This window comes from Citricoccus sp. NPDC079358, from assembly GCF_040702545.1.
Lineage (GTDB): Bacteria > Actinomycetota > Actinomycetes > Actinomycetales > Micrococcaceae > Citricoccus.
The window spans coordinates 25,997-46,303 of the sequence record NZ_JBFBLI010000010.1; the positions used below are offsets into that span (position 1 = coordinate 25,997).

The following is a 20,307-nucleotide window of genomic DNA, read 5'->3' on the forward strand; positions in this document are numbered from 1 at the left end:
CCTCAGGGCCGCGGTCCGGCCAGCGTGCCCGAGACGGTCGCGACCAGCCACTCCAACGGGCCCCTCCAGCCGAATCCGCGCCAGAGGGTTCCGGCGACGAGGCAACCCACCCAGTAGGTCAGGAGCAGGCCCAGACGGGGCCAGTCCGCCGTGGCCGTCTCGAACACGTCCAGCGCCACCAGGTGCCCCACGTACAGCGTGAGCGGCAGGGTGCCGGCACCGATCAGCGGCATCAGTGGCCAGACGAGGACCCCACGGGCGACCTGGGTCAAAAGCAGACAGACGCCGAGCACGAGGGCGGAGGTGCCGCAGGTCAGCAGCAGGTCCAGCGGTGCCCCGGAGTGAGGCGTCGCGAGCGTGAACCACACCGCCAGGTGCTGGACCGACTCGGTGGACAGGCTGGCACCGGTCAGCAGCTCGGCCTCGAGGGTACGCGAGCCGGCTCCCGTCCCGGTGGCCAGCGCCGAGGCCACCCCGGGCCACTGCTGGAGTCCACGGGACACCAGGAAGGCGGCCGTGGCCAGCGCGGCACCACCGACGGCCACGACCGCCGCCACCCGCATCCGGTCCAGCCGCAGCCGGCCGAGGAAGAGGCCGAAGAGCACATAGCCGAACCACTGCAGCACGGGGTAGTAGCCCGAGACCAGCAGGTCCCAGGCCAGCAGCCCGGGCTGGGACACGAGATCGATGAGGGTCGGGTTGGACCACAGCCGCCAGCCGTCCACATAGGCCGCCGACCCCACCGCCGACTGCATCGCCGCGGACAGCAGGCTCGCGACCACGGGGGAGAGCAGCACCCAGCCGATCGCCCAGACGGCCAGGGTGCGGGCACCCAGGTGCAGGAACGGCAACGCGACCAGGAACAGCAAGGCGTACTGGGCCAGGATGATGGCGACGTTGATGTCCAGGGAACCGCAGGCGAGTCCGAGGACGAACAGCAGCAGCGCGCGCACCGCCACCCGGCGGCGGTCCCAGCCGAGCAGCGGGCCACGGTGGGGTGCGCCGGTCCGGCCCGCGCCGCCGGTGAGCAGGGCCAGGCCGACGCCGGCCAGCGTGGCGAACAGCGCCGAGGACTTCCCGGCGAACACCAGCCCGACGACGGTCGGCTCCGTCCCGTCCGTGGACACCAACAGGAGCAGGTGGGTGGCGATCATGCCCAGCAGGGCCAGGCCCCGGGCCGCGTCCACACCGGGGATGCGCCGCTGCACTGCCGTGGTTGCCGCCATGGGCCACTCCTTGTTCGTGGTTCGTCGTTCCTGGCTCGTCCGAGGTCCGCTTGTGGTGTCAGCCCAGACTCTCGCCCTCCGGCTACCTGCCGCAGGCCATTCTCGCAGGTAGGCTGGCAGCCATGATCGAGACCCCTGCCGCGCGCTCCGCGAACACCTTCGGCACCGTTGTCCCCGCCATGGTCACTCCCTTCACGGAGGACGGCGGCCTGGACCTGGACTCGGCCCAGAAACTGGCGAACCACCTCGTGGACGAGGGCGCCGACGGGCTGGTCATCACCGGCACCACCGGGGAGACCTCGACCCTGCTGGACGAGGAGAACGTGGCCATGTTCGAGGCCGTGGTGGAGGCGGTGGGCGGCCGTGCCAAGGTCATCGCCGGCACCGGCATGAATGACACAGGGCACTCGGTGCACCTGTCCCAGCTGGCCGCCAAGACCGGCGTCGACGGCCTGCTGCTGGTCACGCCGTACTACAACAAGCCCAACCAGGCCGGCATCCGGGCGCACTTCGAGACCATCGCCTCCGCCACCGACCTTCCGGTCATGCTCTACGACATCCCCGGGCGCTCGGTCATGCCGATCAACCCGGACACCATCATCGCGCTGGCCCAGCACCCGAACATCGTGGCCCTCAAGGACGCCAAAGGCGACTTCCAGTCCACCACCCTGGTGGCGGCGAACACGGACCTGGACATCTACTCGGGCGAGGACTCCCTGACCATGCCGCTCATGACCCTGGGCGCCGTGGGCGTGGTCTCCGTGACGGCCCATGTGGCCACGCGGCTGTACCGCCGGATGGTGGACGCCATGCTCGTCGGTGACCTGGCGGCGGCCCAGGCGCTGCACTTCGAGCTGGACCCGTACCAGCGGGCGGTGATGACCCACATCCAGGGAGCGGTCTCCGCCAAGACGATCCTGAACTGGCAGGGCATCCTGCCGAACTCGGTGGTCCGCCTCCCCCTCGTGGAGGCCACCGAGGACGAGAAGACCATCATCCGTGCCGACCTCGCGGAGGCCGGACTCACCTTCTAGAAGGGACCGAACCCCATGGCACCAGGCTCCCGCCTGTCCACCCCACCCGCGCTGAAGCCCGGCACCTGCCGCATCGTCCCCCTCGGCGGCCTCGGCGAGGTGGGCCGCAACATGACCGTCTTCGAACTGGACGGCAAGATCCTGATCGTCGACTGCGGCGTGCTCTTCCCCGAAGAGCACCAGCCCGGCGTGGACCTGATCCTGCCAGACTTCAGCTATATCGAGGACCGCCTCGACGACGTGGTCGGCGTGGTGCTGACCCACGGCCACGAAGACCACATCGGCGCCGTGCCGTACCTGTTGCGCCTGAAGGCGGACATCCCCCTGATCGGCTCCACCCTGACCCTGGCCCTGATCGAGGCCAAGCTCGAGGAGCACCGGATCCGCCCGCTCACCCTCACCGTCACGGAGGGGGACACCGAGCATCTCGGCCCCTTCGAGTGCGAGTTCGTGGCGGTCAACCACTCGATCCCGGACGCCCTCGCGGTGGCCATCAAGACGCAGGCCGGCACCATCCTGCACACCGGCGACTTCAAGATGGACCAGTTGCCGCTGGACGGCCGCATCACCGACCTGCGGGCCTTCGCCCGCCTGGGGGAGGACGGCGTGGACCTGTTCCTCACCGACTCGACCAATGCGGAGGTCCCCGGGTTCACCACCACGGAGAAGGAGATCGGAACCGTCCTCGAGGGTCTGATGGCCCGGGCCGACCAGCGCGTGATCGTCGCCTCGTTCGCGTCCCACGTGCACCGCATCCAGCAGGTCCTGAACGCCGCCCACCAGCATGGCCGCAAGGTCTGCTTCGTGGGACGCTCCATGGTCCGCAACATGGGCATCGCGGCCAAGCTGGGCTACCTCACGGTGCCGGAGGGCATCCTGGTGGACCTCAAGCAGGTCGACCAGTTGCCGGATGACCGGGTGGTGCTGATGTGCACCGGCTCCCAGGGCGAGCCCATGGCCGCGTTGTCCCGGATGGCCAACGGGGACCACCGTATCCAGCTCAACGCCGGCGACCTCGTCATCCTGGCCTCGTCCCTGATCCCGGGCAACGAGACCTCGGTGTTCCGGGTGGTCAACGGCCTGATGAAGCTCGGTGCGGAGGTGGTCCACAAGGGCATGGCGAAGGTCCACGTCTCCGGGCACGCGTCCCAGGGCGAGTTGCTCTACTGCTACAACATCGTCAAGCCGACCCACGTGATGCCGGTCCACGGGGAGACCCGACACCTGATCGCCAACGGCAAGATCGCCGAGTCGACCGGGGTGCCGAGCGAGAATGTCCTGCTCACCGAGGACGGTTCCGTGGTGGACCTCACGGACGGCGTGGCACGCGTGACCGGACAGGTGGAGTGCGGATTCGTCTACGTGGACGGTTCCTCGATCGGCGAGATCACCGATTCCGACCTCAAGGACCGCCAGGTGCTCGGCGAGGAGGGGTTCATCTCGATCATCTCGGTGGTCAACCGCCAGACCGGCACCATCGTGTCCGGCCCGGACATCCACGCCCGCGGCGTGGCGGAGGACGATTCGGTGTTCGACGAGGTCAAGCTCAAGATCGCCCGCGCCCTCGAGGAGGCCGTGCAGTCCAACGCGGACCACACCACGCACCAGCTCCAGCAGGTGGTCCGCCGCGTCATCGGCACCTGGGTCAACCGCAAGCTGCGCCGCCGGCCGATGATCGTCCCGGTGGTCCTGGAGGCCTGAGGCGCGGGCCCGCTGGCCCTGCACGAGGACCTGGCGCGTCCGCCTGTCCGGCCGGACCCGTCGCCGGAACCCTGTGTTGGTCACGGACAGCCCACGGGGACGCCGGTACCCTACGTAGCATGGCGACCCGTACTTCCCCGACGCGTTCGCAGTCCAGCCGGTCCTCGACCTCCACCGCCCGCAAGGGTGTGGAGCCGAAGTCGGCGAAGTCGTCTGCGCGCCCGTCCGGCACCACCCAGCGCAACCGCAGCGCGCCCGAACCCGTCCCGCAGCCGGCGGGTAACCTGTTCGTCCGCGCGGCGCGCGGGTTCTGGATGGCCCTGGCCACGCCGATCGGCGCCGGCGTGCGCAAGGTCGGCCGCGACGCCAGGATCGACCCCGAAGACCGCCGCGACGGCACCGGTTTCTTCCTCGTGGTCCTCGCCCTCGTCATCGGCTCGGTGGAATGGTGGGGCCTGCGCGGCACCCCGGGCTACGGCACCGTGGTCCACAACGTGGCCGCCGGCACCCTCGGCTGGGCCACCCTGCTCTTCCCGGCCGTGCTGCTCATCATCGCGGTCCGGTACTTCCGCACGCCCCAGGAGCACCGGGACAACGGCCGCATCTCGATCGGTCTGCTGGTCATGCTGGTCGGCGCCGCCGGGATCGCCCACCTCGTGGCGGGCCTGCCCGCCGTGGCCGATTCCTTCGAGAACCTCCTGGCCGGGGGAGGGCTGGTCGGCTACCTCGCCACCACCCCGCTGGCCTCCCTGCTGACGCCGTGGCCCGTGTGGGCCCTGATGGTGGTCCTCGTCCTCTTCGGACTGCTGATCGTCACCGCCACCCCGGTGGGCCAGATCCCGCAGCGCACCCGGGACGCCTATGCCTGGCTCACCGGCCAGCCCGACGGCGGCGCGGCCACCGAGCGCCCGGACCGCACCGCCCGCGGTGCCCGCGAGAGCCGGGCCGACCGGGACGGTGAGGACTCCCATGACCAGTCCTACCTGACGCAGCACGACCGGGACCACGCCGGCAAGCCGGGACAGCGAGACAAACTCAGCAAGAAGAAGCGCAAGGGCACCCGGCTCTTCGGGCGTGACGAGGAACAGCCGACCGCGGTCCTGGACCAGAACGGTGATCCGGTCACCACCACGGAGGCCTACGAGACCGCCGTGATCGGCGACGCCGACGCCGACCCTGACAGGCACCACGAGGCAGACTCGGCGGCGACCCCCGCCGAGGCTGAGTCCTCCGGGCCGGCCGTGCCACCGGGCGTCCGGCGGCCGACCGCCGGGGAACTGGCCATCGCCCGCGTCAAGGAAGCGGCCGGCGTCGGGCCCGATGCCCCCGCCGGGCCGGCGACCGAACCGATCGGCACCGTGCCGCCGGCAGCGCCGACAGCAGCACCGGCTGCGGTCGTGAAGGCGACCCCGGTGGCCCGGCCGGCCGAGCTGCCGCCCATGCCGGCACGTTCCGAGCAGTTGCACCTGGGCGGGGACATCACCTACACCCTGCCGGACTCGGCCCTGCTGCCGGCCGGCCCGCCGCACAAGGACCGCACCGAGGCCAACGACGCCGTGGTGGCCGCCCTGACCTCGACCCTGGAACAGTTCAAGGTCGACGCCGAGGTCACCGGGTTCTCCCGCGGCCCCACGGTCACGCGCTATGAGATCGAACTCGCACCGGGCACCAAGGTGGAGAAGGTCACGGCACTGTCCAAGAACATCTCCTACGCCGTGGCGTCCTCCGACGTGCGCATCCTCTCGCCGATCCCGGGCAAGTCCGCCATCGGCATCGAGATCCCGAATGCGGACAAGGAGGTCGTCGCCCTGGGCGACGTGCTGCGTTCCAACGCCGCGCGCAAGACGGACCACCCGATGGTGATGGGCGTCGGCAAGGACGTCGAGGGTGGCTTCGTCATGGCCAATCTCGCCAAGATGCCGCACATGCTCGTGGCCGGCGCCACCGGTGCCGGCAAGTCCTCGTTCGTGAACTCGATGATCACCTCGATCCTGATGCGGTCCACCCCGGACGAGGTCCGCATGGTCATGGTGGATCCGAAGCGCGTGGAGCTCACCGCGTACGAAGGCGTCCCGCACCTGGTCACCCCGATCATCACGAGCCCGAAGAAGGCGGCGGAGGCCCTGCAGTGGGTCGTGCGTGAGATGGACACCCGCTATGACGATCTGGCGGCCTTCGGCTACAAGCACGTGGACGACTTCAACAAGGCGATCCGGGCCGGCAAGGTCAACCTCCCGCCGGACTCCAAGCGCGTGCTCAAGCCCTACCCGTACCTGCTGGTGATCGTGGACGAGCTCGCCGACCTGATGATGGTCGCTCCGCGGGACGTCGAGGATGCGATCGTCCGCATCACCCAGCTCGCCCGTGCGGCCGGCATCCACCTGGTGCTGGCCACCCAGCGGCCCTCGGTGGACGTGGTCACCGGCCTCATCAAGGCCAACGTGCCCTCCCGCATGGCCTTCGCCACCTCCTCCGTCACGGACTCACGCGTGGTCCTGGACCAGCCCGGTGCGGAGAAGCTGCTCGGCCAAGGTGACGCCCTGTTCCTGCCGATGGGCAAGTCCAAGCCGATGCGCGTCCAGGGGGCCTGGGTCAACGAATCCGAGATCCACGCCGTCGTGGAGCACGTCAAGACGCAGATGACCGCGCAGTACCGCCAGGATGTGGTTCCGGAGAAGGTCGAGAAGGTCATCGACGAGGACATCGGCGACGACATGGACCTGCTGCTGCAGGCCACCGAGCTCGTGGTCACCACGCAGTTCGGTTCCACCTCCATGCTGCAGCGCAAGTTGCGCGTCGGCTTCGCCAAGGCCGGGCGCCTCATGGACCTGATGGAGTCCCGCGGCGTCGTCGGCGCCTCGGAGGGTTCCAAGGCCCGGGACGTGCTGGTGAAGCCCGATGACCTGGCCGACCTGCTGGCCACCATCCGTGGCGACGGCCCGCCGGCCGCGGCGCCGAGCGAGGATGCCCCCGAGGCCTATGCCGAGGACGTGGTGCACGCGGATCCCGCCGACGGCATGGATGCCTCGGGGGGCTTCGCCCGTGAGGACCACGTCGGCGGCTCCGGCGGTTCCGGTCCGGCGGGCGCGGCGTACCCGGAGATGCCCCAGCGCTCCGGCCAGGCCCCCTCGGACCAGGAACTGGTGCGCGGCTCCCTGCCGGCGGAGACCGTGGATCACCACGCTCCCGACTACGGGCGTGACCTGGTGGCGGACGATCTCGCCTCCCGTCCCGCGGCGGACGACTGGTACGACGAGGACGGTGGCGAGGACGGCGAGGGCTCCGAGGACGCGTGGCACCTCACCGGCCGGTGAGATCCGTAGACTGCACGCATGAGTGAGAACTGGAACCTACCCAACCTCCTGACGGCCGTCAGGATCGTCATGGTCCCGTTCTTCATCTGGACGCTCGTGGCCGGGGGCCCCTCGGGTGAGGACTCGATGGCCCTGCGCTGGGTGGCCTTCGCCCTGTTCGCCGTGGCCATCTACACCGACAAGCTGGACGGGGACATCGCCCGGGCCCGCGGCCTGGTCACCAGCTTCGGCAAGATCGCCGATCCCATCGCGGACAAGCTCCTGACCGGGTCCGCCTTCGTCGTGCTCTCCCTGCTGGGCGAGCTCTGGTGGTGGGTGACCGTGCTGATCCTCGTGCGCGAATGGGGGATCACGGTGATGCGCCTGATGGTGCTGAAGTACGGCGTGATGCCGGCCTCCAGGGGCGGCAAGCTCAAGACCGTGCTCCAGGCCGCCGCCCTGCTGTGGCTGTTGGCCCCGCTGGGCCCGGTGCTGGGGGACTGGTGGTTGTGGGCCGGCTGGACGCTGATGGCCGCTGCCCTCGCGGTCACCCTCATCACCGGAGTCGACTACGTCGTCAAGGGCCTGCGGCTGCGCCGGGACTCCCTCGCCGGCCAGTCCAGCAAGTCCAGCCTTGATTGACCGCGTGGAACGGGACGAGCCGATGGGTCCGGTCACACTGGCCGATGCGGAGCGCCTGCCGACCGCCGTCGTGCAGTTGTTGATCCGCCGCGGCCTGACGGTCGCCACCGCGGAATCCCTGACCGCCGGACTGCTGGCCGCCACCCTGGCCGAGGTGCCCGGAGCCTCCGGGACGCTGCAGGGTGGAGTGGTGGCCTACCAGAACCACGTCAAGGAGCGGCTGCTCGGCGTGGACCCGGGCCTGCTCGCCCGGGCCGGCGCCGTGGACGCCGAGGTGGCCCGGCAGATGGCCGAGGGTGCCCGCCGCGTGGCGGGGGCCGACATCGGGATCGCCACGACCGGCGTGGCCGGACCGGAGGCGCACCAGGGCAAGCCGGTGGGCACGGTCTACCTGGGGCTGGCCGGGATACCGGACCACGCGGAGCCGGAGGCCGTGCTGCTGCACCTCGACGGCGATCGGGAGGCGATCCGGCGGGGCACGGTCCGCCGGGCGCTGCAGATGGTGCAGGCGCGTCTGAGCCGATCAGCATGACATTTGCGTCACGGAAAGGCCCGGATGCGTCGGCAGGCTTGCCTCCGGGTCCGGGGTTGTCGGTAGGCTGGGAGCACGCCGCGCAGTCAGCTGGGAATCGGCTGGGAATCCAGAGGATGGGCGGCCGGAGCGGGAACAAATACCGGCCCGGTCACCGTTGTACCCACCAGTTGGCCTGATCGGCCATTCCCAGTACCCACTCAGGAGAAGACAGTAGACATGATGAAGCATCCGGTAACCATCAACGGCATCACCCGTTGGCTGGAGACCGGTGAAAACGTCCCCACCGACTCCCTCGAGACCAAGGAGCACGCCGTGCCAGTCCTTCGCCAGGAAATCGGAGACGTCCTGCGTGACGTCCGCCAGCGCCAGCGCCGCACGCTCCGCGAGGTCTCCCACCATGCGCGGGTCTCCCTCGGTTACCTGTCCGAGGTCGAGCGCGGACAGAAGGAAGCCTCCTCGGAGTTGCTGTCCTCCATCTGCAGCGCCCTGAACGTGCCCATGTCCCTGATGCTGCGCGAGGTCTCGGACCGCATCGCCCTCCAAGAGGGAGTGCACATCCCGGACACCGTGCCCGTGGACCTCGAGAGCGGCTTCGCCCCCGAGGAGTTCGGTGCCCGCATCCCGGACGAGGTCCCGGACGACTTCGGCCAGCTCGCCGGCAGCCACTGACCACGACCGCAGCGCAGGACCGCAGCCCCTCGGGGTTGCGGTCCTGTTGCCGTGAGGGGACGGAAGGGTCCAGAGATGAAGCACAGTGAGTTCCGCCGGCTGATGGACGACGAATTCGGTCCCGGCAACGCCGGCGTGATCGCCGCGACCCTGGTCCTGCCGTCCCTCCTGGAGACCGCGGACCGGGCCCTCGACGCCGGCGTGGACCCGCGGCGCGTGTGGCTCGACGTCTGCGACCTCCAGGGCGTCCCCGAGGGGCGCCGCTTCGGGCGCGATCTCCCGGTGCGGGACCGCGACGGGGGCTGAGCCGTGGGCTGAGCCCGGACGGCGTCGAGGACACGCCGGGACCGGACTCTTCGAAAACATCTTCGAACGGCGGTAAGCTCTTCCACAGGACATGAACCGGGCTCTGCCCCGGGCATGTCATCCACAGCACCAGCGGCGTTCCGCTAACCCGTCCGGGCGATCCAGTAGGTTCGTCAGCAGTACAGGGGAACGGCTCGAAGGCCGCCCGCCACCAGCACACGTAGGGGTGAATCATGGCGTCAGCCACTGACCGCGACAAGGCTCTGGAAGCCGCACTGGCCCAGATCGACAAGCAGTACGGCAAGGGCTCGGTGATGCGCCTGGGTGACGAGGTCCGGGCCCCGATGGAGGTCATCCCCACCGGTTCCGTGGGCCTGGATGTGGCCCTGGGCATCGGCGGCCTGCCGCGCGGCCGCGTGGTGGAGATCTACGGTCCGGAATCCTCCGGCAAGACCACGGTCGCCCTGCACGCCGTGGCCAACGCCCAGCGCAACGGCGGCATCGCCGCCTTCATTGACGCCGAGCACGCCCTGGACCCGGAATACGCCAAGAAGCTTGGCGTGGACACGGACGCCCTGTTGGTCTCGCAGCCGGACACCGGTGAGCAGGCCCTCGAGATCATGGACATGCTGATCGGCTCGGGCTCGTTGGACATCGTCGTCATCGACTCGGTGGCCGCGCTGGTGCCCCGCGCCGAGATCGAGGGCGAGATGGGTGACAGCCACGTGGGCCTGCAGGCCCGGTTGATGTCCCAGGCCCTGCGCAAGATCACCGGCCGCCTGGCCCAGAGCAAGACCACCGCCATCTTCATCAACCAGCTGCGTGAGAAGATCGGCGTGTTCTTCGGCAGCCCCGAGACCACCACCGGCGGCAAGGCCCTGAAGTTCTACGCCTCCGTCCGGATCGACGTGCGCCGGATCGAGACCTTGAAAGAGGGCGGGAACCCTGTCGGCAACCGCACCCGTGCCAAGATCGTCAAGAACAAGATGGCCCCGCCCTTCAAGCAGGCCGAGTTCGACATCATCTACGGCGAGGGCATCTCCCGCCAGGGCTCCCTGATCGACATGGGCGTGGACGAGGGCATCGTGAAGAAGTCCGGCGCCTGGTACACCTACGACGGCGATCAGCTGGGCCAGGGCAAGGAGAACTCCCGCCGCTTCCTCAAGGACAACCCCGACCTCGCCGACGAGATCGAGACCCGCATCCTGGAGAAGCTCGGCATCGGCGTGACGGCCGAGGACGAGACCGCGGGCGAGCCGCAGCTGCGCGCCGTCTCGGGTCAGTCCCCGGCCTGATGACACGTCGCCACCTCCGTGCGGTACCGGACGTCCCCGAGCACCTCACGGACGATCCGGAGCCGGCCGCCACGGAGGTGGCGCGGACCATCGTGCTGCGCCAGCTCGCCGCCTCGCCGAAGTCGCGGAAACAGTTGGAGGAGAAGCTCGCCGAGCGGGATGTCCCCGAGGACGTGGCCGCCGCCGTGCTGGACCGCCTCGAGGATGTCCGGCTCGTGGATGACACCGCCTATGCGGAGAACTTCGTCCGCACCCGCCAACGCTCCAAAGGCCTCGCCCGCGGTGCTCTGCGCCGGGAGCTCCAGCAGAAGGGCGTCTCCGGGGAAGCCGCCGAACAGGCCCTCGAGACGATCAGTGAGGACGCCGAACGTGAGGCCGCCGTCGAACTCGTCCAGCGAAAGATCCGCGGGCGCCAGCTCCCGCACGGAGACTCGGCTGAGGACCGGGCGGAGCGGGACAAGACCGTCCGGCGCCTGGCCGCCATGCTCGCCCGCAAGGGATACCCGCCGGGCATGGCACTGGGCATCGTCAAGGACGTCCTCGGTGGCCTCGAGGATGAGGCGGATGCTTTCGCCCTGGACGACGACTAGAATACTGCGGTGACTTCCACCCCCCGTCTCGATGAGCGCACATACCAGGTCCGCACCTTCGGCTGCCAGATGAACGTGCACGATTCCGAGCGCATCTCCGGCCTGCTGGAGGACGCCGGTTATGCCCCGGTCGAGGGGACGACGGAACCCGACCTCGTCGTGTTCAACACCTGTGCCGTCCGGGAGAATGCGGACAACAAGCTCTATGGGAACCTCGGCAACCTGCGCGCCGTCAAGGACAACCACCCCGGCATGCAGATCGCCGTCGGCGGCTGCCTGGCCCAGAAGGACCAGAAGACCATCATCGACAAGGCCCCATGGGTCGACGTCGTGTTCGGCACCCACAACATCGGTTCGCTGCCCACCCTGTTGGAGCGGTCCCGTCACAACCAGCAGGCCGAGCTCGAGATCCTGGAATCGCTGGAGACCTTCCCCTCCACCCTGCCGACCAAGCGCGACTCGACCTATTCCGGGTGGGTCTCCATCTCGGTGGGCTGCAACAACACCTGCACCTTCTGCATCGTCCCGGCCCTGCGCGGCAAGGAGAAGGACCGCCGTCCCGGTGAGATCCTCGCCGAGGTCCAGGCCCTCGTGGATGCCGGCGCCGTGGAGGTGACCCTGCTCGGCCAGAACGTGAACACCTACGGAGTCGAGTTCGGCGACCGCGGTGCCTTCGCGAAGCTGCTGCGCGCGTGCGGCTCGATCGAGGGACTGGAGCGGGTCCGCTTCACCAGCCCCCATCCGGCCTCCTTCACCGACGACGTCATCGATGCCATGGCCGAGACCCCCAACGTCATGCCGCAGTTGCACATGCCGCTGCAGTCCGGCTCGGACCGAATCCTCAAGGAGATGCGCCGCTCCTACCGGTCCAAGAAGTTCCTCGGCATCCTGGACAAGGTCCGGGAACGGATCCCGCACGCCGCCGTGACCACGGACATCATCGTCGGATTCCCCGGGGAGACCGAGCAGGACTTCCAGGACACCCTGGACGTGGTGGAGGCCTCCCGTTTCTCTTCGGCCTTCACCTTCCAGTACTCCATCCGCCCGGGAACCCCCGCCGGGGAGATGGAGAACCAGGTCCCCAAGGCGGTCGTCCAGGAACGCTTCGAGCGGCTGACTGCCCTGCAGGACCGCATCAGCGCCGAGGAGACGGCGAAGCTCGTGGGCACCCGCCAGGAGCTGCTGGTGACGAACCACTCCGGCTCCAAGGACGCAGCGACCGGTCGCTTGGCCGGCCGTGCCCCGGACAACCGGCTCGTGCACTTCAGCGTCCCGGAGGGCGCCGAGGTCCCGCGGCCCGGTGATGTCGTCACGGTGACGGTGACGGCATCCCACCCCTACTTCCTGATCGCGGACCCCACAGCGGACGATCCGGACGGCTACGCCCTGCGCCGGTCCCGTGCCGGCGACGCCTGGGACCTTGCCCAGGCTGCCTCCTGCGGTGTGCCCTCACCCGGCGCGGGAGCAGCAGGCGCCGAGGGTGCTGCCGGCTCTGCCGGCGTGAGCCTGGGCATGCCCACCCTGCGCCCCGCATGACCGACGACGGCCGCGCGCCGATCGTGGCCGTCGTCGGGCCGACGGGCACCGGGAAGTCAGAGCTGGCTCTGGACCTGGCCGAACGGCTGGGTGGGGAGATCGTCAACAGTGACGCCCTGCAGTTCTACCGCGGCATGGACATCGGCACGGCCAAGCTCCCGGTCTCCGAACGGCGGGGGATACCCCACCACCTGCTCGACGTGCTGGACGTGACCGATGAGGCCTCGGTGGCCCGTTTCCAGTCCGAGGCGCGGGAGGTGGTCGACGGGATCCGGGCCCGGGGCAGGGTGCCGGTGCTCGTCGGTGGGTCGGGGCTGTACGTGCGGGCCGCGCTGGACGAGCTCGAGTTCCCGCCGACCGATCCGGACGTCCGCGCGCGGATCGAGGCGGAGGGCCGGGAGATCGGTCTGGAGGGCCTGCGAAAACGCCTGCAAGCAGTGGATCCGGACAGTGCTGCACGCCTGGGGGACACCCGGCGGATGGTCCGTGCCCTGGAGGTCTTCGAGCTCACCGGGCGCACCTTCACCTCGTTCATGCCGCAGCGGACCTACCTGCGGCCGACGGTGCAGGTTGGGCTGGACCTGGACCGGCCGCGGTTGCATGAGCGGCTGCACGCCCGCGTGGCCGCCATGGCCGAGGCAGGCCTGCTGGACGAGGTCCGGGCCCTGGACGCCCTCGGGCTGCGGCGGAGCAGGACGGCGTCGCGGGCGATCGGCTACGCGCAGTTCCTCGCCGTCCTGGACGGACAGGCGGACACCGCCTGGGCCATCGAGGACACCGCCACGGCGACCCGCCGCTTCGCCCGCCGCCAGATCACCTGGTTCCGGGCAGACCCGCGCGTCACGTGGTTCGATCCCACCCGTGCCGGCTTGCTCGAGGACGTGCTGGGACACCTGGCCCGGTCGACGGGCCCGTCAACGGGCCCGCAGGCCGCCACCTAGACTGAGACCATGACCCTGCCGATCGCCCAGGACCCCGACCGCCTGCGGACCGCCCTCGACCAATTGGCCGGTCTGGCCTTCACGAAGGGGCACGGCACCGGCAACGACTTCATCCTCGTCCCCGACCTGAGCGGGGAGAGCGAACTCGCCCCGGACCACGTGGAGGCCCTCTGTGACCGCCACTTCGGGGTCGGCGCCGACGGGCTGATCCGCGTCGTCGAGTCCACGCACCTCATCGAGGGGCGGGACTTGCTGGAGGACCACCCCGAGGCCACCTGGTTCATGGACTACCGCAATGCCGACGGCTCCGTCTCCGAGATGTGCGGCAACGGGGTGCGCGTCTTCGTGCACTATCTCGCCACCCGTGGCCTGGTGGACCTGGAGATCGGGCAACAGCTGCAGATCGGCACCCGCGCCGGCCTCCGCACCGTCACCCGGATCGGCGAGGAACAGTACTCGACCGACATGGGTCCGTGGAGCTACATCGACCCCGAACTGGCCGAGGAGCGGGCCTCGGACTCCCTGGTGCTCGCCGCCGGGCTGGCCGACCCCCGCCCGGCCCTGAGCATCTCGATGGGCAACCCGCACACTGTCGTCGCGCTGGCCGAGGACGCGGATCTGGCGGATCTGGACCTGGCGAAGCAGCCCAACGTGGAACCGGTCCCGCCGAACGGAACCAATGTGGAGTTCGTGGTGGCCGCCGACCCGCTCTTCCTGAACGGCGTCGGCCGACTGGAGCTGCGCGTTCACGAGCGGGGAGTGGGGGAGACCCTCTCCTGCGGCACGGGAGCCTGTGCCGCCGCCACGGCCGTCCGCATCTGGGCCGGAGACCGTGACGCCCTGGCCTGGGAGGTCGGCGTCCCGGGCGGCATTGTGGGCGTCGAGTTCATCCCCCAGTCTGACGGCACCGAACGCGTCATCCTGTCCGGGCCCGCCACACTCATCTTCGACGGAACGGTGGCGTGAACGGGCCTCACGGGGCCTGACCGGCGGCTGTCAGGCCCGGTCCACCTGCAGGATCCGGAAGCCCTTCTCGCTGCCGAAGCGTGACGCCGTGAATTGCCCCGGAAACCGTTCGTCCAGGGCCGCGGCCATCCACGGCAGCAGCGAATCGGCCCCGAGGTTCTTCTGCACCACCAACAGGGCACGGCCCCCGGGGGCCAGTCGGGGCAGCCACTGCATCAGGATCGAATGCAGTGCCTCCTTGCCCACCCGGATCGGCGGATTGGACCAGATCAGGTCGAAGGTCCGCTCGGCGGGGACCCCGTCTGGCCGGTAGACGGAGACGTTGTCCAGGCCGAGGGCGGCGACATTGTCCCGGCACAACTGCGCGGCACGGTCATTGACCTCCACCCCCGTCACCTGGGCGTCGGGGCTGGACAGCGCCAGCGTGAGGGTGAGCGGCCCCCAGCCGGTACCGATGTCCAGGAACGAGCCCGACGACGGAGGGCCCGGTACCGTACGCAGCATCGCCGCGGTGCCCTTGTCCAGTCCGTCGGGGGAGAAGATGCCGCCCGCCGTCTCGACGGTGACGTCCCGGCCGGCCAAGGTGAGGCTGAGCCGTCGTCGTTGTTCCGGGCCGGCCGGCTCGGCGGAGAAGTAGTGTGCGGAATCCATCACGGCCGATGCTACCTCTGCTTGACAGCGTCCCTATACTGGATGGCATGTGGATTTACCTGCGTTGAGCCGGACGTGCCTCTGCGGCACCGACGCTCCGGACCCCGATCTCCCCGCTGTGCAGCGGGTTGAGACACCGTCCGTGATGGCACCCACTTTCCCTTGAGCCTGCGTGACCCGACTGCCCGGGTCCTGGTCTGCTGCGATTCCTCGCGCCGATCCCACGCCGGCCCGACCCGTGAAGGAGGCCCTGGTGGCCCCGAAAACCCCCATCCACAGCGGCGACCCGAACACTCTCGGCGTCCCCGACAGCGACTACCCTAGAGACCACAACTCTTCCAAGGAGACCATGACCGAGACCACCCCACAGGGGAACGAACAGCCCGCGAACGAGCAGCACGGGAACGAGTCCGAGATCCGTGACGTGATCGACCGGATCCTTGCGGCTGATGCCGCCAGTGCCGCCAAGAACGCCCCCGAATCTGGCCGAGCCCTCGCGCTGTCCAAGGGCGGTGACGGGCACACCGAGGCCGACGGTGAGCAGTTCGACCTGGCCGAACGCCAGGCCCTGCGGCGAGTCAGCGGACTGTCCACCGAGCTCGAGGACATGAGTGAGGTCGAGTACCGCCAACTGCGCCTGGAGCGGGTCGTTCTCGCCGGCCTCTGGTCCGAGGGGACCGCGGAGGACGCCGAGAACTCCCTGCGCGAGCTTGCGGCCCTGGCCGAGACCGCGGGGTCCGAGGTCCTGGACGGTCTGATCCAGCGCCGGCACCTGCCGGATCCGGCCACCTTCCTGGGCAAGGGCAAGGCCGAGGAGCTGCGCGGCATCGTGGCGATGACCGGTGCGGACACCGTCGTCGTGGACTCGGAGCTGGCTCCCTCCCAGCGTCGTGCCCTGGAGGACATCGTCCGCGTCAAGGTCATCGACCGTACGGCGCTGATCCTGGACATCTTCGCTCAGCACGCCCAGTCCCGTGAGGGCCGCGCCCAAGTGGAACTGGCGCAGCTCGAGTACCTGTTGCCGCGCCTGCGCGGTTGGGGCGAGTCCATGTCCCGCCAGGCCGGTGGCCGTGCCGCCGGCGGTGAGGGCATCGGCTCCCGTGGCCCCGGTGAGACCAAGATCGAGCTGGATCGCCGCCGTATCCGCACCCGCATGGCCAAGCTGCGCCGGGAGATCACTGCGATGAAACCGGCGCGCGAGACCAAGCGGGCCAACCGGCGTCGCAACCGGGTGCCGTCCGTGGCGATCGCCGGGTATACGAATGCCGGCAAGTCCTCCCTACTCAACCGCCTCACGCATGCCGGCGTCCTCGTAGAGAACGCCCTGTTCGCCACCCTGGATCCGACGGTGCGCAAGTCCGTCACACCGGACGGCATCGGCTACACGCTCTCGGACACGGTCGGCTTCGTCCGCTCGTTGCCGACACAGCTGGTCGAGGCTTTCCGCTCCACCCTGGAGGAGGTGGCCGACGCGGACGTGATCCTGCACGTCGTCGACGCCTCGCACCCGGACCCCGAGGGGCAGATCGCCGCCGTGCGAGCCGTGCTGGCCGAGGTGGACGCCCGGCAGATCCCGGAGATCATCGTGCTGAACAAGGCCGATGCCGCCGACCCGGTGGTGGTGGCCCGGCTGCGTCAGAAGGAACTGCGGTCGGTGGTCGTCTCCGCCAGGACCGGGGAGGGGATCGAGGAACTTGAGCGCGCCGTCTCGGACGCGATCCCGCGCCCGAATGTGGCCCTGGACCTGTTGATCCCGTTCACCGACGGGGACGTGGTCTCGCGCCTGCACTCGCCGGACGCGGACATCATCTCGGAGACCTACGAGGCCGAGGGCACGCGGCTCCGGGTGCTGGTCCGCGAGGACATTGCCGAGGACCTGCGCTGTTATGCCGCCGAGAGGTCCGCGGACGGTCAGGAGCGCGCCGGAGCATGACAGAGACGGTCGAGGAGGCTGCGCCGGCTGCTGTAGCGGAGCCCGCCGCCGAGCCCCGTACTGACGCCGAGCGTGAGGCCCTGCGGTTGCTGGACGCCGCCGTCACAGCCACCGGGGGACAGCGCCGCGAAGGGCAGCGGCGCATGGTCGTGGAGGTGGCCCGGTCCCTGGAGACTGGGCAGCACCTGCTGGTGCAGGCGGGCACCGGCACCGGGAAGTCGTTGGCGTACCTGGTGCCGGCGCTCCAGCACGCCCTGGAGGCCGAGAACCCGGTGGTGGTGGCCACCGCCACCCTGGCTTTGCAGTCCCAGATCATGCGGCGGGATGCGCCCAAGCTGCTGGAAGCCCTGCGGGACGAGCTTCCCCGTCCCATGAACATCGCCCTGGTCAAAGGCCGGTCCAACTACCTGTGCAGGCACAAGCTGGAGGGCGGCTTTCCGGAGGAGGACGGCCAGGCACTGTTCGGCATGGCCGACGACGGCGAGTTGCTGTCCGGATCTGACGGCGGCCCGACCAGCCCCCTGGGCCGCGAGGTCCTGCGCCTGCGGGAATGGTCCGAGGAGACGGACACGGGGGACCGGGATGACCTCGATCCGGGTGTCACCGATCGCGCGTGGCGCCAGGTCTCGGTGTCCGCGGTGGACTGCCTGGGCGCCCAGAAGTGCCCGATGGCGGCCGAGTGCTTCTCGGAGCGGGCGCGCGCGGACGCCGGAGAGGCGGACGTGGTGGTCACCAATCACGCCATGCTCGCGATCGCCGCCTTCGAGGGACTCGCGGTGCTGCCCGAGTTCGAGGCGGTGGTGGTGGACGAGGCCCACGAACTCCAGGACCGGGTGACCGGGGCGGTGACCGGACAGCTCTCCGGCGCCATCGTGCAGGCCGCGGCCTCCTCGGCCCGCAAGCATACGGCCATCGCCGTGGAGGACTTGGTGCAGGCTGGCGCCGGCCTCGACGCTGCCTTCACAGCGACCCCAACGGGTCTGATATCGCGTGGGCCGGACGAGGTCCAGCAAAATGCCCTGAGGGCCGTCCGCGATGCGGCCCGCCAGGGCCTGAGTGATTCCAAGCCGAGCGGGGGAGGTGCCGACTCCTCGGCCGACGGCGGGCGTCAGATGGCTCGGTCCCGGATGCAGGATGTCCTGGACGTGGCCGAGAGGATGCTGGAGACCACCCCGGAGACCAGTCATCCCGAGGTGCTCTGGGCCTCCCGTCCGGGCCACTTCGAGCCCGGCACCGGGTGGATCCCCGGGGACGAGTCCGCGGCACCGATGCTCTACGTGGCCCCGCTGTCCGTAGCCGGCAAACTCCGCGAAGGTCTCTTCGGTCAGGCCACGGCCGTGTTGACCTCGGCCACGTTGGCCATCGGGGAATCGTTCAACCCGGTGGCTGGCTCTCTCGGCCTGATGGGCGAGGGGGCGCCGGTCTGGACCGGTCTGGACGTGGGAAGTCCCTTTGACTATCCGAGGCAGGGTGTGCTCTACGTGGCGCGGCACCTGCCGAAGCCGGGCCGGTTCGCCGCCCCCGAGAGCTATGACGAATTGGAGGCACTGCTCCGGGCGTCCGGCGGCGGTGCCCTGTGCCTGTTCTCCTCCAAGCGGGCCGCCGAGGACGCCGCCACCGAGATGCGCACCCGGCTCGGGCCGAAGCCCACGATCCTGTGCCAGGGCGACACCACGCTGACCGCCTTGGTGCGGCAGTTCGCCACGGAGGAGGACACGTGCCTGTTCGGGACCATGAGCCTGTGGCAGGGCGTGGACGTGCCCGGCGAGTCCTGTCGGCTGGTGGTCATCGACCGAATCCCGTTCCCGCGACCGGACGATCCTCTCTCCACGGCGCGGTCCAGGGACATCAGCCGCCATGGCGGCAACGGTTTCATGGCGGTCTCCGCCTCCCACGCGGCGGTCCGCCTGGCGCAGGGTGCCGGCCGACTCATCAGAACCGCGACGGACCGCGGTGTCGTGGCTGTCCTCGACTCGAGGCTGGCGACGGAACGGTATGGGTCGTTCCTGCGCTCGACCCTGCCGGACTTCTGGCCCACGGCCGATCCCTCGGTGGTGCGGGGCGTCCTGGAACGGCTCCGTCCCGGTGACTAGCGGATCAGCATCTCCAGGGCGCCGACCGTGCGAATAGCCCGCCATTCGAGGCCGGGGGCCGGGCTCCAGGCGGGCCAATCCACCGACCATCCGCCGTCGGGGTCCTGGGCGGAAGCCAGCCACCGCCGGTCCCGTGACAGCACGGCCGCCGGGACCAGCCCGCCGAGAAGATCGGACGGGAAGGGAACGGTCCACGGATCATGGACCAGGTCGACCGCGTGGAGGCTCTCGTCCTCGGCGCCGCCCTCCACGGGAAGGGAGCCGTCGGCCGAGAGCCGCTCACGGAGCACCGTCAGGACCGGGCTGTCCGCCGAGCCCGCGGGGAGGCCGTCCGCGGCAAGGAACCTCAGTGCGTACTTGGTCTCGTAGGCGGCCAGTCCGCCGTCCGTCGACCCCTGGGACAATCGCAGGCGGCACCAATCGGAAGCGGCCTCGGCCCACCCGCCCGAGAACCCGGTCAGCAGTGCCGCGGCGGCGAAGCCGAAGGTCAGATGCGAACCGCCCGGAACCGGCTGGACCCACGGTGCATGGGGCCACTCGAGAGAGGCCTCGGTGACGAACGGCACGGAACCATCCACCCCGGAGGTCGAGGCCACGTATTCCAGTCCAGAGCGCACCCAGGGGTGCTCGGCCAGATCCCAGCCGGCCAGGAGATCCAGGGCCGTCAGGGTGGAGAGCGCCTCACTCCTCGGTGATCGCACATCGGGTTCGAGGCCGTGGCCGAAACCACCGTCCGGATTGCGGTATGCCCCCAGGGCGGCCAGGACGCCCTCGGGTCCGCCCCCATGGAGCAGCAGGTCCACCCGACGGCGTTCGAGCAGCCGCCCGTGTGTATAAACGAACTCCTCGGCATCCGCCACGCGGACGCCGGGCGGCAGGGGCCGATGGTTCATGGG

The 20,307-nt window shown here is 69.9% G+C and carries 17 protein-coding genes; 14 read left to right on the forward strand and 3 right to left on the reverse strand.

The window, feature by feature from the left end:
• Nucleotides 1-2: 2 nt before the first annotated feature.
• Entirely contained in the window at nt 3-1,226 is a 1,224-nt protein-coding gene (locus AB0333_RS12505) for a heparan-alpha-glucosaminide N-acetyltransferase domain-containing protein (protein WP_366218992.1), read from the reverse strand.
• A 122-nt stretch (nt 1,227-1,348) separates the two neighbouring features.
• Here AB0333_RS12505 and dapA point away from each other — a divergent pair, with 122 nt between their 5' ends.
• From dapA to dapF, 12 genes are all read left to right on the forward strand, one after another.
• Entirely contained in the window at nt 1,349-2,260 is a 912-nt protein-coding gene (dapA, locus tag AB0333_RS12510) for a 4-hydroxy-tetrahydrodipicolinate synthase (protein ID WP_366218993.1), read from the forward strand.
• A gap of 15 nt (nt 2,261-2,275) precedes the next feature.
• Nucleotides 2,276-3,961 carry a ribonuclease J gene (locus AB0333_RS12515; protein WP_366218994.1) on the forward strand — a complete coding sequence of 562 codons (1,686 nt, stop codon included), beginning with the start codon at nt 2,276-2,278 and terminating at the stop codon, nt 3,959-3,961.
• Between the two features lie 119 nt (nt 3,962-4,080).
• On the forward strand, nt 4,081-7,275 hold the full coding sequence (locus tag AB0333_RS12520; RefSeq protein WP_366218995.1) for a DNA translocase FtsK: 3,195 nt from the start codon (nt 4,081-4,083) through the stop codon (nt 7,273-7,275).
• A gap of 18 nt (nt 7,276-7,293) precedes the next feature.
• Entirely contained in the window at nt 7,294-7,896 is a 603-nt protein-coding gene (pgsA, locus tag AB0333_RS12525; RefSeq protein ID WP_366218996.1) for a CDP-diacylglycerol--glycerol-3-phosphate 3-phosphatidyltransferase, read from the forward strand.
• Nucleotides 7,897-7,918: 22 nt separating this feature from the next.
• A complete protein-coding gene (locus AB0333_RS12530) occupies nt 7,919-8,428 on the forward strand; it encodes a nicotinamide-nucleotide amidohydrolase family protein (protein WP_366219088.1) in 510 nt (169 codons plus the stop codon).
• 219 nt (nt 8,429-8,647) lie between these two features.
• Nucleotides 8,648-9,100, forward strand: coding sequence for a helix-turn-helix transcriptional regulator (locus tag AB0333_RS12535; protein ID WP_366218997.1), 453 nt, complete (start codon nt 8,648-8,650; stop codon nt 9,098-9,100).
• A gap of 75 nt (nt 9,101-9,175) precedes the next feature.
• Complete coding sequence (locus AB0333_RS12540) at nt 9,176-9,406, forward strand: DUF3046 domain-containing protein (protein WP_366218998.1); 231 nt, start codon at nt 9,176-9,178, stop codon at nt 9,404-9,406.
• A gap of 233 nt (nt 9,407-9,639) precedes the next feature.
• Nucleotides 9,640-10,701: a recombinase RecA gene (recA, locus tag AB0333_RS12545; protein ID WP_366218999.1), complete on the forward strand. Its 1,062-nt coding sequence runs from the start codon at nt 9,640-9,642 to the stop codon at nt 10,699-10,701.
• Nucleotides 10,701-11,291: a regulatory protein RecX gene (locus tag AB0333_RS12550; protein WP_115930847.1), complete on the forward strand. Its 591-nt coding sequence runs from the start codon at nt 10,701-10,703 to the stop codon at nt 11,289-11,291. The genes recA and AB0333_RS12550 overlap by 1 nt, the downstream gene beginning before the upstream one ends.
• A 9-nt stretch (nt 11,292-11,300) precedes the next feature.
• Complete coding sequence (miaB, locus tag AB0333_RS12555) at nt 11,301-12,827, forward strand: tRNA (N6-isopentenyl adenosine(37)-C2)-methylthiotransferase MiaB (RefSeq protein ID WP_366219000.1); 1,527 nt, start codon at nt 11,301-11,303, stop codon at nt 12,825-12,827.
• Nucleotides 12,824-13,768, forward strand: coding sequence for a tRNA (adenosine(37)-N6)-dimethylallyltransferase MiaA (gene miaA, locus AB0333_RS12560; protein WP_366219001.1), 945 nt, complete (start codon nt 12,824-12,826; stop codon nt 13,766-13,768). Before miaB ends, miaA begins: the two co-directional genes overlap by 4 nt.
• A gap of 9 nt (nt 13,769-13,777) precedes the next feature.
• Entirely contained in the window at nt 13,778-14,734 is a 957-nt protein-coding gene (gene dapF / locus AB0333_RS12565; protein ID WP_366219002.1) for a diaminopimelate epimerase, read from the forward strand.
• Between the two features lie 30 nt (nt 14,735-14,764).
• Here the strand turns inward: dapF and AB0333_RS12570 are convergent, their stop codons facing one another.
• A complete protein-coding gene (locus AB0333_RS12570) occupies nt 14,765-15,385 on the reverse strand; it encodes a methyltransferase (RefSeq protein WP_366219003.1) in 621 nt (206 codons plus the stop codon).
• A gap of 349 nt (nt 15,386-15,734) precedes the next feature.
• On the opposite strand from AB0333_RS12570, the gene hflX reads away from it, so the two are divergent.
• Together hflX and AB0333_RS12580 are read left to right on the forward strand one after the other, a co-directional pair.
• The gene (hflX, locus tag AB0333_RS12575) at nt 15,735-17,318 is read left to right on the forward strand and encodes a GTPase HflX (protein WP_366219004.1); all 1,584 of its coding nucleotides are present in this window, start codon (nt 15,735-15,737) and stop codon (nt 17,316-17,318) included.
• Nucleotides 17,315-19,411, forward strand: a complete 2,097-nt coding sequence (locus AB0333_RS12580; RefSeq protein ID WP_366219005.1) for an ATP-dependent DNA helicase — start codon at nt 17,315-17,317, stop codon at nt 19,409-19,411. Before hflX ends, AB0333_RS12580 begins: the two co-directional genes overlap by 4 nt.
• On the opposite strand, the gene AB0333_RS12585 is transcribed toward AB0333_RS12580, so the two are convergent.
• Complete coding sequence (locus AB0333_RS12585) at nt 19,408-20,304, reverse strand: hypothetical protein (RefSeq protein WP_366219006.1); 897 nt, start codon at nt 20,302-20,304, stop codon at nt 19,408-19,410. The genes AB0333_RS12580 and AB0333_RS12585 overlap by 4 nt on opposite strands.
• Nucleotides 20,305-20,307 lie beyond the last annotated feature (3 nt).

What these genes read in the sequence shown, in the direction of transcription:
- AB0333_RS12505 (WP_366218992.1), bottom strand. Translation starts at nt 1,226, where the DNA reads ATGGCGGCAACCACGGCAGTGCAGCGGCGCATCCCCGGTGTGGACGCG.
- dapA (WP_366218993.1), top strand. Translation starts at nt 1,349, where the DNA reads ATGATCGAGACCCCTGCCGCGCGCTCCGCGAACACCTTCGGCACCGTT.
- AB0333_RS12515 (WP_366218994.1), top strand. Translation starts at nt 2,276, where the DNA reads ATGGCACCAGGCTCCCGCCTGTCCACCCCACCCGCGCTGAAGCCCGGC.
- AB0333_RS12520 (WP_366218995.1), top strand. Translation starts at nt 4,081, where the DNA reads ATGGCGACCCGTACTTCCCCGACGCGTTCGCAGTCCAGCCGGTCCTCG.
- pgsA (WP_366218996.1), top strand. Translation starts at nt 7,294, where the DNA reads ATGAGTGAGAACTGGAACCTACCCAACCTCCTGACGGCCGTCAGGATC.
- AB0333_RS12530 (WP_366219088.1), top strand. Translation starts at nt 7,919, where the DNA reads ATGGGTCCGGTCACACTGGCCGATGCGGAGCGCCTGCCGACCGCCGTC.
- AB0333_RS12535 (WP_366218997.1), top strand. Translation starts at nt 8,648, where the DNA reads ATGATGAAGCATCCGGTAACCATCAACGGCATCACCCGTTGGCTGGAG.
- AB0333_RS12540 (WP_366218998.1), top strand. Translation starts at nt 9,176, where the DNA reads ATGAAGCACAGTGAGTTCCGCCGGCTGATGGACGACGAATTCGGTCCC.
- recA (WP_366218999.1), top strand. Translation starts at nt 9,640, where the DNA reads ATGGCGTCAGCCACTGACCGCGACAAGGCTCTGGAAGCCGCACTGGCC.
- AB0333_RS12550 (WP_115930847.1), top strand. Translation starts at nt 10,701, where the DNA reads ATGACACGTCGCCACCTCCGTGCGGTACCGGACGTCCCCGAGCACCTC.
- miaA (WP_366219001.1), top strand. Translation starts at nt 12,824, where the DNA reads ATGACCGACGACGGCCGCGCGCCGATCGTGGCCGTCGTCGGGCCGACG.
- dapF (WP_366219002.1), top strand. Translation starts at nt 13,778, where the DNA reads ATGACCCTGCCGATCGCCCAGGACCCCGACCGCCTGCGGACCGCCCTC.
- AB0333_RS12570 (WP_366219003.1), bottom strand. Translation starts at nt 15,385, where the DNA reads ATGGATTCCGCACACTACTTCTCCGCCGAGCCGGCCGGCCCGGAACAA.
- hflX (WP_366219004.1), top strand. Translation starts at nt 15,735, where the DNA reads ATGACCGAGACCACCCCACAGGGGAACGAACAGCCCGCGAACGAGCAG.
- AB0333_RS12580 (WP_366219005.1), top strand. Translation starts at nt 17,315, where the DNA reads ATGACAGAGACGGTCGAGGAGGCTGCGCCGGCTGCTGTAGCGGAGCCC.
- AB0333_RS12585 (WP_366219006.1), bottom strand. Translation starts at nt 20,304, where the DNA reads ATGAACCATCGGCCCCTGCCGCCCGGCGTCCGCGTGGCGGATGCCGAG.